Source organism: Marinobacter sp., assembly GCF_048259445.1.
In the GTDB taxonomy this organism is placed as follows: domain Bacteria; phylum Pseudomonadota; class Gammaproteobacteria; order Pseudomonadales; family Oleiphilaceae; genus Marinobacter.
The window spans coordinates 20,539-36,254 of the sequence record NZ_JBLXHQ010000002.1 but is presented as its reverse complement, the minus strand read 5'-3'; the positions used below and the strand labels follow the sequence as shown (position 1 = coordinate 36,254).

General features: G+C 56.2%; 14 protein-coding genes. 2 read left to right on the top strand and 12 right to left on the bottom strand.

The window, feature by feature from the left end; translation table 11 throughout:
* Positions 1 to 134: 134 nt before the first annotated feature.
* The 7 genes from ACN0RL_RS01555 to ACN0RL_RS01525 form a co-directional block, all read right to left on the bottom strand.
* Positions 135 to 761: a DUF2894 domain-containing protein gene (locus ACN0RL_RS01555; RefSeq protein ID WP_417512992.1), complete on the bottom strand. Its 627-nt coding sequence runs from the start codon at positions 759 to 761 to the stop codon at positions 135 to 137.
* A complete protein-coding gene (locus ACN0RL_RS01550; protein ID WP_417512990.1) occupies positions 758 to 1,408 on the bottom strand; it encodes an OmpA family protein in 651 nt (216 codons plus the stop codon). The genes ACN0RL_RS01555 and ACN0RL_RS01550 overlap by 4 nt, the downstream gene beginning before the upstream one ends.
* Positions 1,408 to 3,267: a DUF802 domain-containing protein gene (locus ACN0RL_RS01545; RefSeq protein WP_417512988.1), complete on the bottom strand. Its 1,860-nt coding sequence runs from the start codon at positions 3,265 to 3,267 to the stop codon at positions 1,408 to 1,410. Before ACN0RL_RS01545 ends, ACN0RL_RS01550 begins: the two co-directional genes overlap by 1 nt.
* Complete coding sequence (locus ACN0RL_RS01540; RefSeq protein WP_417512986.1) at positions 3,264 to 3,968, bottom strand: DUF3348 family protein; 705 nt, start codon at positions 3,966 to 3,968, stop codon at positions 3,264 to 3,266. The genes ACN0RL_RS01545 and ACN0RL_RS01540 overlap by 4 nt, the downstream gene beginning before the upstream one ends.
* Positions 3,969 to 4,139: 171 nt before the next feature.
* Entirely contained in the window at positions 4,140 to 4,877 is a 738-nt protein-coding gene (locus ACN0RL_RS01535; protein WP_417512984.1) for a glutathione peroxidase, read from the bottom strand.
* A 78-nt stretch (positions 4,878 to 4,955) separates the two neighbouring features.
* Positions 4,956 to 5,810: a YihY/virulence factor BrkB family protein gene (locus ACN0RL_RS01530; protein ID WP_417512982.1), complete on the bottom strand. Its 855-nt coding sequence runs from the start codon at positions 5,808 to 5,810 to the stop codon at positions 4,956 to 4,958.
* 22 nt (positions 5,811 to 5,832) lie between these two features.
* A complete protein-coding gene (locus tag ACN0RL_RS01525) occupies positions 5,833 to 6,033 on the bottom strand; it encodes a PLDc N-terminal domain-containing protein (protein WP_417512980.1) in 201 nt (66 codons plus the stop codon).
* A 226-nt stretch (positions 6,034 to 6,259) separates the two neighbouring features.
* Between ACN0RL_RS01525 and ACN0RL_RS01520 the strand changes: the two genes are divergently transcribed.
* Together ACN0RL_RS01520 and ACN0RL_RS01515 are read left to right on the top strand one after the other, a co-directional pair.
* A complete protein-coding gene (locus ACN0RL_RS01520; RefSeq protein WP_417512978.1) occupies positions 6,260 to 7,588 on the top strand; it encodes an NTP/NDP exchange transporter in 1,329 nt (442 codons plus the stop codon).
* Complete coding sequence (locus tag ACN0RL_RS01515; RefSeq protein ID WP_417512976.1) at positions 7,585 to 8,529, top strand: aldo/keto reductase; 945 nt, start codon at positions 7,585 to 7,587, stop codon at positions 8,527 to 8,529. Before ACN0RL_RS01520 ends, ACN0RL_RS01515 begins: the two co-directional genes overlap by 4 nt.
* Before the next feature lie 87 nt (positions 8,530 to 8,616).
* Here ACN0RL_RS01515 and ACN0RL_RS01510 read toward each other — a convergent pair whose 3' ends face one another.
* The 5 genes from ACN0RL_RS01510 to ggpS all read right to left on the bottom strand — a co-directional run bounded on the left by ACN0RL_RS01510 (position 8,617) and on the right by ggpS (position 15,376).
* Complete coding sequence (locus ACN0RL_RS01510; RefSeq protein ID WP_417512974.1) at positions 8,617 to 9,879, bottom strand: TRAP transporter large permease; 1,263 nt, start codon at positions 9,877 to 9,879, stop codon at positions 8,617 to 8,619.
* Entirely contained in the window at positions 9,876 to 10,394 is a 519-nt protein-coding gene (locus ACN0RL_RS01505) for a TRAP transporter small permease (RefSeq protein ID WP_417512972.1), read from the bottom strand. The genes ACN0RL_RS01510 and ACN0RL_RS01505 overlap by 4 nt, the downstream gene beginning before the upstream one ends.
* The gene (locus ACN0RL_RS01500) at positions 10,395 to 11,390 is read right to left on the bottom strand and encodes a TRAP transporter substrate-binding protein (RefSeq protein ID WP_417512970.1); all 996 of its coding nucleotides are present in this window, start codon (positions 11,388 to 11,390) and stop codon (positions 10,395 to 10,397) included.
* A gap of 230 nt (positions 11,391 to 11,620) precedes the next feature.
* Positions 11,621 to 13,063, bottom strand: a complete 1,443-nt coding sequence (gene gtfA / locus ACN0RL_RS01495) for a sucrose phosphorylase (RefSeq protein ID WP_417512968.1) — start codon at positions 13,061 to 13,063, stop codon at positions 11,621 to 11,623.
* Positions 13,064 to 13,102: 39 nt separating this feature from the next.
* Complete coding sequence (ggpS, locus tag ACN0RL_RS01490) at positions 13,103 to 15,376, bottom strand: glucosylglycerol-phosphate synthase (protein ID WP_417512966.1); 2,274 nt, start codon at positions 15,374 to 15,376, stop codon at positions 13,103 to 13,105.
* Positions 15,377 to 15,716: the final 340 nt, after the last annotated feature.

The window sequence follows — 15,716 nt, the reverse complement described above, 5'->3', positions numbered from 1 at the left end:
TTGGGCCGGGCGGTAATCGGGGGATGTCGAAGCCCCCGATTACGGCTTTACTGAATCAGAGCTTGCCGAAAGCTGCGTCCAAATCCCTTGCTGCAGTTCAGCCTGCTTCAGGGTTGGCAGACCCAACGGGTGTTCTACCCCTTTCGCCTCAGCCGCTCCAAAGCCATCAGCGTGTCCGTATAGTTCACAAACCGGTTCAGGTAATCCGGCGACAGCTTCTGCATTTCAGCCAGCGCCCGGCTTACCAGGCGGTGGGCGTTTATCGGGCCGGCGTCTTTGGGTGCGTGCTCGATGGCGTGACGGATACGATCCTGCAGCGCTTGCTTGCCATGGTCGGCATATGCTCTGGTCATGGCTTTTAATGGCTGGCGAGTGCCGGTATCTGGCATGCGTTGTATCGGGCTCGAACCTTCTTCGGGTGCTCCGAAAACCAGTTGTTCCAGCGTAGACCGGCTTGCCGTTGTCGTTGCAGCCGTATCCGGGGACTGGTTCAGCCTTGCCAGAAGATCGGACAGCGGTGAGGGGGAGTGTGCTTCAACGGTTTTTGAAGGCTGTGCTGTTGATTCGTAGCTGGCCTGATAATCTGCAATAGCCTGCGCCAGCTTCTGCCAATGCCGGCTTTTCTGCAGGCCTTTCGCACTAAGGCGCAGGGCCAGAGCCTCCAGATAGCGGAAGCGGGCCGGGTTCATCTGATCTGCACCGCAGCTCCGTAGTTCTTCCAGTTGCGGGTGCAAAGGGCCTATTTCCACCGCTGCGGTCATAAATCCCCGGCCTCTTCGCTTGCGAGTGCTTCCGGGGCCAGGGGCACTGTACTGATCTCCACCCGCCGGTTCCGGGCCCGGGATTCTGCATCTGTATTCGGCACGGCCGGGTGGTGTGGGCCGAACGCGGCGGCGAATACCCTGTCGTTGGGCAGGCCCAGCTCCATTAAGGTTCGGGTGACGGTCAGGGCCCGTTGCGCTGATAGCCCCCAGTTGTCCTGGTACCGGTTGCCGCTGTGCATGGGTAGATCGTCGGTAAACCCGCTGATCATCAAGAGTTCTTCGTGCTGAGTCAGATAGGTTTGCAGAGGGGTTATCAGGGCCTCCAGCACATCCAGGCCGTCTGCCTGTAACTGATCCGAGTTCAGCTCGAACAGCACGTTGCCGCTAATGCCAATGCGGCCATTCTGAAAGGTTACCAGGCCTTTGGTCAGTGGATCTTCCAGTGCCTGCTCAAGCGCAATGCGCCGTTGTTCCTCGGCTTCCCGCTTGGCTTTTTCATCCTCCAGAGACTGGCTGAGTTCCACCTGAACACCGATGACCCACACCAGTATCAGCACGAGAATACCCACCAGTGCGGCCATCAGATCGGAGAAAATCGCCCAGATGGGGGTGGATTGTTGTTCGCCGTCTTCCAGGTGTTCCATCAGCTGGCTCCGGCGTTCTCATCATGGCTGGAGATCAAGGCCGCAGCAGCATCAATCACGTCTTTCTGGGACGAAACCGAGAGGTCGATCACTTCACGGGCCTGGGCGACGTAATAGGCCAGTTGCTCATCGTGGCGGCTGCCAGCGCTATCCAATGCTTTCTGAATGTTGGTCAGGCTTTCCTGCAACTGGGAATTGGAAGTGCTGAACAGCTCCACAGCGGCAAGGAACGCTTCGCTGAGGGCGCCCACTTCCTGGCTGCTACCGGTGATATCTTCACCCAGTTTGCCGAGTTGCTGGCTTTGCTCCTGAATCAATGCGTTGAAGCGTTCGCTAATGCCTGTGAGGGTGTCGCCAGCGCCGCTGATCAGGGAATCCACCGCTTGGCGCTGTCTGTCTGCATTGCTGCGTTGGGATTCAAGCAGGCTATCCAGTTCCTGCACCAGGCGCTGGCGCTCTTCCAGCAATTCGTTTTCCCGCTCGCTGTTGCGCGCCATCTCGCCTTGCAGTTGGGAGATCACCTGTGCTGCGGCTTTCGGCGTTTCCGATGCGGTTTCTATCAGGCGGGTCATGGGGGCTTCCAACCCGGAGCCCAGTTCATTCAGGTGTTTGGTGACAGCAGCTTCCAGTTGAGCCAGTCGGTCGTTGGCGGCTTCGCCCCTGGCTGCTTCCTGTTCATGCAGTTTGGTGAGCTGCTCGGTGATGCGGTTGATGAGAGCGTCCAGGCCTTGTTGCTGGTTGGTGGTGAGCTTTGCGTTTTCTTCCCGAAGACTGGATTGGTATTCCTGCAAGTTACTCTGCAGGTTGGTTATCAGCGCTTCCGAGGCTTGTTGTTGAGCCAGAAGGTTTTGCTGCCAGTTTTCGCCCGCATGCCTGGTGGTTTCCTGGAAGCTTTCGGCAAGCTTCTCCAGTTGTTGTCTGGTGGCGGAAGACCAGTTTTCATGGAGCTTTCCGGCATTGGACTGCAGGGTTGTCATGGCTTCGGTCACGATCGGCTCTATACGCTCAGCACTCAGGCGCGAGCTTGATTCCAGCGCTTTCTCAAGGGACTGAGCAACAGAGTCCGCCAGCGTCTGGTAGTGGCTACCAACGGTGTTGTGGAATTCCTGCTGGTTGCGGGTCAGGGATTGCTCAAGTTGCTGGCCCAGCTGTTCCATACGGGCAGTCATGGATTCCATGGCCGTAGCCATTTGGGGCAGGGCGGTGGCCTGTGATTCCAGTGCGAGGAAGGCCCGCTGGCGCTGATAGTCCGCCGACAGGTGGTGCAGCCGCTGGCGCAGGGTTTTGTCCAGCTGGCGGGATACCTGTAAGCGTTCACGCCGGCTCAGGGTAGAGGCCAGCCCCAGCATAGCGGAAGCCGCAACGCCGGCAATGGAGGTACCAAACGCCAGGCTGAGCCCGGCAATGGGGGCGGCAAGCGCACCCCGAATTACACCAAGGTCAGTGCTGCCATCCAGCGCAGACGCCGCACCGCTCAGGGTTACAATCATACCGGCAAAGGTACCCAGCAAACCGAGCATAACCAGCAGGCCGACCAGATAGGGCGTTAACTGCGGGCTGGGCAGCGCGGCAAAATGACCATCAATCCGCTTCTGTACGGCGAACTGAACTTGTTCGGGCAGGCCAGAGAGCCAGCCTTCCAGCTGTTCACGGTTTTGCGGGACATCATCAAGCCGCTCTGCGAGCTGCCGGGTGGTACGGCGAAACCCTGTCAATTCGACAAAGCCCAGGGCGTACACCACTGCAATAATTGCTGTAACGGAGAGAGCCAGAAGGTCCGAGCCGAGAAATCGCTGGCCAATCCAGGCCACCACCGCCAGGCCTATGGCAAAAGCGCAAAAGAAGAAAAATCTGCTCATGGAGAGTTCGCTACCTCGTTGTGGCATGCCTCAAGCAACCCCAGTACTGGCTCCAGCCGAACATCCAGTTCAGCAAGTAAAAGATTCTGCGCTTCTTCGCAGTAACGATGGAGCCAATCTTCGGGTGCAATGCCTGTTTCATCAGAAAGTTCAGAAAGATCCTTTGGTGCCGGCGCCAGTGCCTGGAACCGCTGTTCCAGTACCTTGGGAATATGGGAAAAACACTGGCTGGTGTAACCGGCCATGGCGTGGTCAAACGCTGAATCCAGTTCTGCCAACCGGGCCAGGTTCTGGTTGTACTCTTTCATCACCTTGCGGGTTTTGTCCCGAAGCTGACGGCTGGCTGCGACAACCCTGCGCTGCAGGGTGGTCCATGCATTCAGGTAGGGCTCGAACTCCAGGCTATCGGTGGGTTCAACTTCGCTGCCGTAGCTTCTGATTTTGCGTATCAGGGCCCTGCGAGTGTTGGTTAGCTCCTGAATGACTCGTTCAATAGCAGGCCCCTGGTCCATGCCGGGTTGACGGGTCCGAAACCCGATCGCCGAATCCAGGGCGAGGGTGTCTGAAAGCCCGAACAGGCGCCCCAGCATTTCACCGCAACAGGGTAGTCGCTCGTCAGCAACCGGCGCTCCGGATCGGGCCAGCAGCTGTAGCAGCCTTGGCGGCGAAACACCGGCAGCGTTTGAGGGTGTGTGAGTCATCAAATAATCGCGCACAGGTTAGGTAGCAAAGAGACTTTTGGTCGTCTTTCGGTCTTACAGGGGCGACTATTCTAAAGGGTAAGGGGTGTGAATGATAATGACTGAGTTGTCAGAACACTGCACCTGAACGATCTCTGTTCAGGCGCAGTTCAGTTCAGCTTGGTCAGGCGATCAGCGCAAGGCCATCGCGGCTTCGAGTTCGTCGGCGCCACCAACCAGTTTGCCGTCGATAAATACCTGCGGGGTTGTGCCTTTTCCAGTCACTGCCTGCAATGTGCTGTATGACAGGCCAGCGCCGCCCAGTTTGATCTCTTCATACTTGTAACCCTTGCTCTGTAGCAGCGTTTTGGCGCGGGTACAGTGCGGGCATCCGGGCTTTGTAAAAATGCTTACCCGTGCAGGTAGGGTCACATCCGGCTTCATGTAATGAAGCATTGTGTCGGCATCTGATACTTCAAACGGGTCGCCAGGCTTGTCCGGTTCAATGAACATCTTTTCGATGGTGCCGTTTTTGACGAGCATTGAATAACGCCAGCTGCGATCACCAAATCCTATTTCGCTCTTACTGACCAGCATGCCTATTTCACGGGTAAAGTCGCCGTTGCCGTCTGGAATAAACTCGATGTTGTCAGCGTGCTGATCTTCAGCCCAGGCCTGCATGACGAATGGGTCGTTCACCGACAGGCAGATAACCCGGTCTACACCCAGCTCTTTGAAAACCGGTGCCAGCTCGTTGTATCGCGGCAAATGCGTGCTTGAACAGGTAGGTGTAAACGCGCCCGGCAAAGCGAACAAAACGACCGTTTGATCATTGAATAACTCGTTGGTGGTTACCGATTTCCACTCGTTATCAACGCGAATAGGAAACGTAACCTCGGGGACTTTCTTACCTTCCGATGAACTTAACATTTTTAAACTCCCTGGAGTTCGTGGGTTTCTCTTCCAACATGAAACTGTATCGCAATCAATCCCCTCTGGACACTGTATTCAGTCCGGAGAGACATACCAGGGCAAGCCTAGCCGCTCGCTTCGCTCCAGCTCCGCGATCACCTGAGCGCCAAGCAACAGAATTATAGAGGCAATTTCCAGGCTGATCAGTATCACGATGATTGTGGCCAGGGACCCATAGATTGCGTTTACGAAAGATATATTGAGGAAGTAATACATCAGCAGCAAGCGCGTAGTTTCCCAGAGAATGGCCGCAACCAGGCCGCCCACCAAGGCTCTCCGGGGCGAGATGCGCACAATGGGCAGAACCTTGTAGATAGCGCTGAACAGAACAAACACACCAAGGAAACTGACCAGGTACAGAGTTAGCCCCGGGGCTTCGTACAGTGCGTTGATTACGCTGAACAGCAGGGTGAGGGCGAGCAGACCGGCACCCAGTACAAGGATGAATGCGTAAGGTAGAAAGGCAGACACCCAGAAGCTGCGGTGGGGATTGTCTGGCCGATGGAAGATGATCGCAATGGAGTCTTCCAGCATTCGAAAAGCAAACGAACTGAAGAACAGCATTACTGGCAAACCGACAATACCGATAATGTCTCTTGAATCCATGAACGCGCGGACCGCATCCAGCAGCAAGCTGGCATTCCCCGGGGCAAAGTGTTGTGCCTGCACCGCCATGACTTCCAATAGCTGCTCTTCGTTCACCACGCGGGTAAGCAGGACCGCCAGCAGAGCAAGCATAGGCACTGCCGACAGCAGCACGTTATAGCCAACCCCGCCCGCGAGCAATACGCCGTGATTGCGCAGAAAGTTGCGTAAAACCCGTTGGGAGAATTGCAGAAACTTTTGAGTCTGGCGTGTGGGTGGCTGCTCGCCGTCGGTTTTGCCTGTCATTCGGTGGACCTTGTTGAAACTACTAGCTCCTGGGACCGAACAGATACCAGATGATCAAGCCGACCAGGGGGAAGAATACCAGCAGGATAATCCAGAATACTTTGGCGAAGGTTCCTGCGCCACTTTTGGAAACGCTAATGATGGCGAGAATAACGATGATCAGCCAGATCAGGCTCAGCAGGCCGCCGAAGACATTTCCTAAGCTGCTGAACAAACTATCCATTTAATTCTCCCTGGGAAAATCGGAATCGGGTGATCCCGCTTCGGACAATAGAGCCAATGGCTGAGCCATTCAATTGCCCCGCCACGCTAATACAAGCATAGGGTCGGATGTTGTGCAAATAGTGCTGAGAGAGTTGTATGCCTCAGACGGGGTACTATTCTTATTGTAATGCTCAGCTAACATCCATATCTGTGTTCAGCGACACTCCGGCACCAGGGCCCCCTCTATGCGGCACCCATTCCAGAATGCCTTCAACCTTCATCGACATGAAATCCTGCCTGTCTTTGTGGCAGTGCTGTATTTTTTCTGTGTGCTGACCGCGTTGATGGTGCTTCGGCCCGCCCGTGAAGCACTGGGTATTCAGGGCGGCATCGACACGGTTCGCTGGCTGTTCATTGGCACTGCGGTGGTTACTCTGGCGGTTAATCCGGTGTTTGGCTGGCTGGTCAGCAAATTACCCCGGCGTTTGTTCATCTCTGCAACTTATCTGTTTTTCAGTGCCAGCCTGCTGGTTTTCTACGGCCTGATGACGCTGACGCCAAATGTGATCGGTGTAACCACCGGCCAGGTGTTCTACGTATGGTTCAGCGTGTTCAATCTGTTTGTAACCATGGTGTTCTGGGCGTTGATGGCGGATCGTTTTTCGTTTGAGCAGGGTAAGCGGTTCTTCGGGTTGATTGCGGTTGGAGGCACTCTGGGCGCCATTTTCGGGCCCTGGCTGGCGGGGCGTCTGGCGCAGCCACTGGGCACGCCGGCCCTTCTGTTGGTAGCCACGGGCTTTCTGGTTCTGGCGCTGGTTGCCGCCCTGGTTCTCACCCGCCTGCAACCCCATTCGCCGTCACAACGCCAAAGCCCGGAAGACCCTATTCCTGTGGACGAGCATGCCCGCATCGGCGGCAGTGCCTGGGAAGGTTTGCGGGCGGTATGTCGCTCCCGCTACCTTATGGGTATTGCCGCTTACGTGGTGATTCTTGCCGTGATGGCCACTTTCATCTACTTCACCAGGCTGCACATGGTGGCAGCCATAGGAGAAAGCACCGACCTGCGCACAACCCTGTTTGCCCGGATTGATCTGATAACCCAGGTTGCCACTCTGGTGATGCAAGCGCTGGTGGCGGGCCATCTGATGAAGCGCCTCGGGGTCTCGGTAACCCTGGCGTTGCTTCCGCTGACGGCTGCGCTGGGCTTTGTCGGCGTTGCGATGGTGGGTTCCTTTGCGGCCCTGGTGGTATTCGAGGCTTCCTTCAGGGCTGTGCAGCGCGCACTGATGCGTCCCGCTCGGGAAACCCTCTATACCGTTGCCAGTCGTGAGGAAAAATACAAGGCCAAGGCGTTTATCGATACCTTTGTATATCGCTCTGGTGATGTGGTGGGCGCCCAGACAGAAGGCCTTCTGGCCCGTTTGGGAATGGGCCTTGCGGGCATTGCCGCTGTTGCTGTTCCGCTTGCCCTGATGTGGGCAGTTCTGGCCTTCTGGCTTGGTCGATCCCAGAAACAAAAGGCGCTTGCCTATGAGTCAGCCAGTGCAGAGCAAGAAAGGAGAGTGTCATCATGATATCCCGTCGTACTTATCTCAAACTGGCTATGGCGGCCGGTGCCAGCCTCGCTATGCGGCCTGGCATGTTGTGGGCAGAAGACCGCAAACTGGAACTGATCACCCGCCCCATTCCTTCCACAGGAGAACGCCTGCCGGGTATCGGCCTGGGCAGTTCTGCCAGTTTTTCCAGCACCGCCCGAAACGAGGATTTTGAGGCCTTGAGGGAAGTGCTGTCTGCCCTGGTCAAAGAGGGCGGTTCGGTATTTGACACGGCGCCGAGCTACGGTGCGTCTGAAGAAGTCGCCGGGCAAATCGCCAACGAACTGGGCATTGTCGACAAGTTGTTCTGGGCTACCAAACTGAACGTAGCCGGCTGGGGTGGCCGTACCGCTAACATGGACGACGCCCGGGCCCAGGTGGAAACTTCCTTCGAGCGGGTCGGCAAAAAACCTATTGACCTGATTCAGGTCCATAACATGGCAGACATCCCTAACCAGCTTGGCCTGTTAAAGGAGCTTAGGGCCGACGGTCGGGTACGCTACACCGGCGTGACGACTACCTTCCAGCGCCAATATGAAGGCCTGGAAGCGGTGATGAAGAGCGAGCCCATTGATTTCATCGGTGTTGATTACGCCGTCGACAACCTGACCATGGAAGAGCGCATTTTGCCCCTTGCCAAAGATAAGGGTATCGCGGTGCTTATATACGCGCCGTTTGGCCGATCTCGCCTGTGGGACAAGGTAAGAGGCAAGGAACTACCGGATTGGGCGGCCGAATTTGATGCGTACTCCTGGGCCCAGTTCTTCCTGAAGTTTGTACTCTCGCACCCCGTGGTGACGGCGGCCACGCCTGCTACCAGCAAAGCCCGACATATGATTGATAATATGGGCGGCGCCATGGGCGCTCTGCCCGATGAGGCACTGCGCAAGCGGATGGTTGCACATATCGAAAGCCTGTAAAATCCTCGCTGCTCTTCAGCGCGGCCCCGGCCCCAACTATGAATCGTGGTGTATGAAAATATGAGTAATCCGGGCATACCCGGCTGGTCAGGACCCTGACCAGCCAGCGAGAATCGGCACGTACACGATCAATAGCAATACGCTGATCAAGGTCAGCAAGTAGGGAACGATTGCCCGGGTGATGCGCTCCAGCGGAAGTTGCGTGATAGAAGAGGCGATATAAAGGTTGATCGCCACCGGCGGGGTGATCATGCCTATCGCCAATCCCACTACGATAACTATGCCGAAATGGATCGGGTCGATTCCCAGCTGAAGCACCAGCGGCAGCAAAACCGGTGTCAGAATGATCAAGGCACTGGCGGTTTCGATGAATACTCCGGTCAGCAGGATTACCCCTACCACCAGCAGCATGATTACATAAGGATTAGTGGAGATAGACAGCACGGCCTGAGCAATGGCACCGGGCACCTGCCAGCTGGAGAGCGTCCAGCTCAGCACTGCCGAAGTGGCGATCACCAGCATGATCACTGAAGTGGTAATGGCTGAACGAATCAGAATGCGATACACATCTTTCAGCTGGAGATCGCGGTAGATGAATAGCGAGACCAGCAATGCGTAGTTGACCGCCACCACCGCTGCTTCGCTGGGCGTGAAGATGCCTGAAAATATACCGCCCAGAATGATAACGGGTGTCATCAGCCCCCAGCTTGCGCTTTTCAGCGTACGCCAGATGGTGCGCAGAGAGAGCGGCGTGCCTTTGGGGTACTGGCGCTTGTAGGCCTGGGTAATAGCAATCGCCATCAACCCCAACCCCATGGCCAGCCCCGGCAGAAAGCCGTTCAGGAACAGCTCGGTTACCGATTGCTGGGCAATCACAGCATAGATAATCATGGGCACAGAAGGCGGAATCACCACCCCGAGGGTGCCGCTTGCCGCAATCAGGCTGGCGGCGGATGCAGGGTCATAGCCTTTCTTGCGTAGTTCCGGCACCAGGCTTGATCCTACAGCTGCCGTGGTCGCTGCCCCGGAGCCTGAAATCGCAGCGAAGAACATACCTGCCATTACCGACACTAAAGACAAGCCTCCCCGGAGAAAACCGAAGAGGGAGTCTGCGAAGTTGACCAGCCTCTCGCTCACCTTGCCTTGCGCCATCAGGTCGCCGGCCAGAATAAACATGGGAATAGCCACCAGAGCAAACGAGTTGATGCCCTGAAACATCTGCTGGGTGACCACCATCAGTGGCACCCCTGCCTGGCTCAGCGCGACCATGGTGCTGGCACCTATTGCCAGCGCAATAGGCACGCCCAGAAGCATAAGCCCGAAAAACAGCCCGAACAGAAGCAGTGTCATGGAGCAGAGTCCTCAACACGCTCGCCGTTGATTATTAACTCCAGCAAGTCGATGAAGGTATACCAACTCATCAGGGCGGCGGTAAGCGGGATCACGGCGTAAACGTAGGTCATGGAGAGTCGTAAGGATGCGGATTTCTGAAAACTCTGAACTTGCATGTAGCGATAGCCAATCACCACCAGTGCCACGGTGAAGGCCAGCACTGCCAGTGTGGCAGCGATGCGTGCGGCTTGTCGCAGACGCAAGGGCAGGGCGTCCACAGCAAAGGTCACGGCAATATGCCGGCCACGCTGAAACGCCAGAGTGCCTGCCAGAAAGGTTATCCACACCAGCAGAAAGCGGCTGACCTCTTCTGTCCAGCCCACCGCGCTGAACAGCACACGGGATACAATCTGCAGGGTAATCACCCCGATCAATCCCGCCATGGCCGCAAAGACCACGGGCTGGAGAATCATATCCAGCCCGTGTTCAATCCGTTTCAGCGGTTTCAGCAGCGATTGAAGTGCTGTGGTCACTTACTTGAGCGCCTCCTGAATGCGTGGCAGGTAATCACCAAACTTTTTGCCGTACTGTTCGTAAACCGGCTTTACTGCAGACTGGAAAGCTTTGATGTCTGGTTCGTCGTTGATCTGCATACCAGCTTCCCTGAGTTCTTCCAGTTGCTTCGACGCCATCTCGGCATTTACCTGGCGCTCATGCTCAGCGGCTTCCTGGGCGGCTTGCTCCAGCACTTCCTGGGCTGCTTCAGGCAGCTTGTTCCACGCGGGCATGCCCATCACGAATATGGCCGGGGCATAGGTATGCCGCGAGAGAGTCATATAATTCTGGGTTTCGTTGAGCTTGAAGGAGTGAACCACGTTAACCGGGTTTTCCTGCCCATCAATAGTGCCTTGCTGCATGGCGGTCAAGGCTTCCGTCCATGCCATTGGAATAGCATTGGCGCCCAAAGCGCGGAAGGTGTCCACATACACCGGGTTTTCCATCACGCGAATGCGCAGGCCGTCCATGTCGGCCGGCGTGTTGACCGGGCGCTCGCTGTTGGTCAGGTTGCGAAAGCCACGTTCGGCATAGGCTAGGCCTTTCAGGTTAACCTCAGAAAGCTTGTCCAGCAGTTCCTGGCCAATGGGTCCATCGAGCACTTCATATGCGGCTTGCGGTGAGGGAAACAGAAACGGCAGTTCGAAAACCGCCATCTCTTCAACAAAGTTGGCGACCGGGCCGTTGGTGATCACGCCCATATCAACGGTGCCGATCTGCATGCCTTCGAGCAAGGTGCGCTCGTCACCCAGTGAAGCGTTGGGGTAAAGCTCAATGCTCACCGCACCTTCAGTACGTTCTGCGACCAAATCCTGAAATTTGACGGCGGCAATATGAAAACCGTCCTGCTCGTTGACCACATGGGCCAGGCGTAAAGTGACCGGGTCCATATCGGTAAAGTCGGATGCAAAAGCCGTGCTGGCCAGGGCCAGCGAAACGCTTAGCGTCAGCGTATTCAGACTGAGTTTTTTCATTGTAATTTTCCTTGATTAATCAGGCGATAACGCGTTCGAAAAATGCACCCCCGCTGAAGATGGGGAGAGACGATCGAGCTTAGTTGATTTTATGCAGAAAATCGATTGGCAGGGGGCAACGGGTAGCCGCAACGCTTTGGGTGAACCAGAGCGAAGTCAGTCAGTACAAATATGTTTTGGTGCGTGAGGCGAATGTTTAGCTCACATGACATTTCAAGCGGAGCTGGCGCCTAGCAATCCAAGCGCTTCGTCTCTCCGCTTTCCATATCAAGGTAATCAACTTTTACCGTTTTGAAGTTCAGATCCACAAACAGGTGGCAGTAGTATTCGCCGTGGCGCCAGGCCATGGCCACGCTGGAATCGTTGGAGTAGTTCAACTCGAAGTGACCATCGAAGGCCGGGTAGTTGCTGCGGAACTTCATCAGGGTTAACAGGCGCTGCACAACCGGTTTCTCTATCTCCTGGTCCACTTCCTCCAGGGTGTAGTAATGTCGGTTAATGTCTCGCAATTCGCCGGTCTGCTCCATGAGTTCCTGGTCATTACAGCCGGCAAGCAGCCCCACGTAATACACCTGAGGAATGCCCGGGGTGAAGAACTGGATCGCCCTGGCGGCAATGTAGGCATCGTCGCTCTGCATCAGGGCGTCGTAAAAGGTGCAGGTAAGCTGGTAGATGGCGCCCACACTATGAATATTGGCGGCTGAGCGGCGCAGAATAGGGTCGGCACTGCGCGCGTCGATGTTATCGATCAGCACCTTGATCTTATCGTCCGGCAGCACCCCTTCAACATCGGGTATGCAGATACCATCGTGAGTATCCAACACCGTCACCATGTTGCGCGGGCACATGCGCAGCCAGTTCTTCAGGTAGACACTGTTCGCGTCCAGCAATGAGTAAAGCAGCAAGGGAGGCAGAGCAAACCCATAAGGGTGCATGTTGCGCCGGCCGATGGCGTACTGGTAACTGGTGTGGTCATGCACCTCGGGCAGGCATTCGGCGCCGTGCTTCAGGGCTACCTCGTTGATCCAGTCGAGAATGCGATACACCTCAGGTTCTACCAGGAAACAACTCGTGCCGATGCGTTTGGTGGTGTAACCAAAGGCGTCCAGCCTGAGCAGGTTCACGCCTTTGGACGTGAGGAAGCCGATGTAGCTTTCCATGAGCTTGTAGGCCAGGTCGGCGTCGTAATTCAGATCTACCTGCTGCTCGGTGAAGGTGCACCAGACCCTTGTTTTGGTGCCATCGGCGAAGGTCACTTCCCGAAAGGGCTCTTTTTCCTTGCGGATATGGATCTTGGCCATATCGTCGTGGGAAATCTCACCGAACTTGTCCACATGCACGAACAGGTCCGCGTACTCTGAGTCGAAACCCTTGGCGATGAAATCCAGGAATTCCGGTGACTCATCAGAGATGTGATTCACTGTCAGATCAACGCACAGGTCGTACTTTTGCGTGAAAGCTTCAATGTCGTCCCAGTCTCCGAAAGCGGGGTCAACTTCCTTGTGTGTGAGCGGCGAAAAGCCGCCGTCCGCATTGGACGGAAAAAACGGCAGGATGTGCAACCCGCCGATGGCTTCCGAAAGGTACTTCTCTACCACGGTGTGAAGGTCTTTCAGATCTTTGCCAATCCGATCCGGATAGCAGATCAGTTGAACGGCATTTTTGAGCAGCATGGCGTGGCTCCTGCGTCATCAATCTTCGGTTGAAGTTCCTCAGGCCGCGCTCTGGCCCAGCGATACGACTTTTTTCAGTTTGCTGATGCGTCGCTGTTCAACTGTTTCGATAAATTCGTCGCCCCAGTAGCCTATGTCATAGCGACACACGGTTTCGAAAGCCTCGCTCAAGCGGTTTCTGGCTTCGTCCGGGCTCATGGCCAGCGCGTAATAGCAGGTATCTGCCAGGTCCTGCGGGTGATGGGGGTTGGCCAAGATAGCGCCCCGCAATTCGGCTGCAGCCCCTGCAAACTCGGAAAGCACCAGAACGCCGCAGCCCTTGGTGAGCCCCTGGGTGGCAATGTATTCCTTGGCGACGAGGTTCAGGCCATCCCGCAGGGGCGTAATCCACATCACATCGGCCATGGTGTAATAAGCCACCAGTTCCTCAAAGGGCAGGGCGCGGAAGAAGAACTGCACCGGCGTCCAGCCCACCTGGGCAAACTGGCCATTGATACGACCCACGGTCTGCTCAATCTGCGACAGCAGCTCTTCGTAGATGGTCATGCCTTTTGCGGCGGGAACGCACACCATCATCAGAGTGACTTTGGTCTCCAGTTCCGGATGCTCGGTCAGCATGCGCTCGTATGCCTGTAATTTCTCCAGAATGCCCTTGGTGAAATCGAGACGCTCCACAGAAAGAATCAACCGGATTCCTTGCAGTTCCTCCCGGAGTGTTTCCATGCGCGCAATAACGTCGGTATCTGAAAGGGCGTTGCGAACACGGCTCAGATCCAGACCAACCGGGTGTGCGCCAAGGCCTATCCGGCGGTCGTTGACTTTGATCTCGGTGCTCATCTCGTCCAGACCCACGGCGCAGCCATAAGTCAGGAAGCGCGGAGCGCAGCCGGCTTTTTTGGTGACTTCCAGTGGGGTAACGCCCCGAGCCACATCGACAAAATTCTCGGCTTGTCGGGGAATATGGAACCCGATGTGATCGCACTGCAGCAGGCTGCTGATAATTTCCCGGCGCCAGGGCAGCACGTTGAATACATCGGCAGACGGAAAATAAGTGTGGTGGAAAAAGGCGATGGTCAGATCCGGGCGCAACTCGCGCAGGAATGCGGGCACCATCCATAAATTGTAATCGTGGATCCACACCACGGCATTGTCCGCCGCCTCCGCCGCCGTGCGTTCGGCAAAGAGCTTGTTGACCTTGAGGAACACCTGCCAGTGATCATCCCGGAAAGTGGCACGTTCCCAGAAGGTGTGCAGGGTGGGCCAGAAAGCTTCCTTGGAGAACCGTTTGTAGAAGATGTCGACCTCTTCGGCGGTTAATCCCACCCGCGCGGCTACGAGTTTTTCGTAGCGGCTGGTGTCTACTTCGGTGTGAGTCTGGAAGGGCCCCAACTCCGGATCATCAATTGACCAGGCAACCCAGGAGCCGGCTTTGCCATCGGCAAAAAAGCTCAGCAGGGTCGGAATGATTCCGTTCGGAGACCGGGGCCTGCGCCGGATCAGTTCCCCGTTCTCCACCACTTCTTCATAGGGTAGTCGGTGATAGACGATGACCAGGTCTGACTTGCCCGATCGCATGGTATCGGGGATTTCTGCATCTATGCCGGCGTGGCCCAGAAAGCCGAAATGTTCGAAGGCTTCGAGGATACCGCCACAACCGGTCGCTTCGGCGTGGTAAACCCGCGCCTGTTGCTCGGTTTCCTCCAGCAGGCTGGCCTCCGAGGCGCCTACGCAAACGCCTTTAAAACTTTGCTGATACATCGACAAATCGTTCAGGGTATCGCCTGCCACCAGAACCGCTTCCGGATCGGCACCCAGGTGCTCAACCAGACGGGTCAGAGTGCTGCCCTTGTTAATGCCCCGGGGCAGAATGTCCAGATACTTGCCGGCGGAGAAGAGCACGTCGCAAGATAGCGCCTCCGCTTTGGCTTTCAGTTCCTCACCCACTGCAGTGCTGTGGCAGAAGTAGGACACGCGGCGTTCCTGAGGCACTTCCTGGCGCTGCAAACCTTCAAACGACGTGAGTGCCGCCTCGATGATCTGTTCGCCGGGCCAGATATCGTCGATTTCGCCCTGCAAGGGCTGTATGGCCTGCTGGGAATTCCCGTGCACCACGGTGCAGCCCACGTCGCAGATGATGTAATCGGGCTGTGGGATGGTCGGATCAGATAGTAGTGGCAATACCGATTCCAACCCTCGGCCGGTCACAAACACCAGCTGGATTTCCGGGTGGGCGGAGATCAGCTGGTAGAGTCTCAGGCGGTTTTCGGGATCACCTGCAAGAAAGGTTCCGTCAAGATCGGTGGCAAGTAACATATGGTGCACTCCTGTCTGAGCTGTTCCTTTTAATGCATGGTGCTTGCAGGATTTGTACCGGGTGTTGGCCGAAAGGTCTGGATTTGTCGTGTGGGCTCTATGATTAGTTGCGGAAAAACAAGGTATTGGGAGAGTCGAAGAGCGGTTTTTTGCTTGGGCAAAAACTGGTCAGACTGGTGTCACCTTGGTGCGCTCCGGCGCGCAGTGCTTTATTAAAGGGCTTTGCCCCTTACTCACCTTTTAACCCTGCACTCTTCAGGTGTATGCTTGGTTACAGTCGGCAAAGTGGTCGGCTAACTGGCGCAGAGACTCCGAGCCCATCCAGCGAAGAGGCGAACGT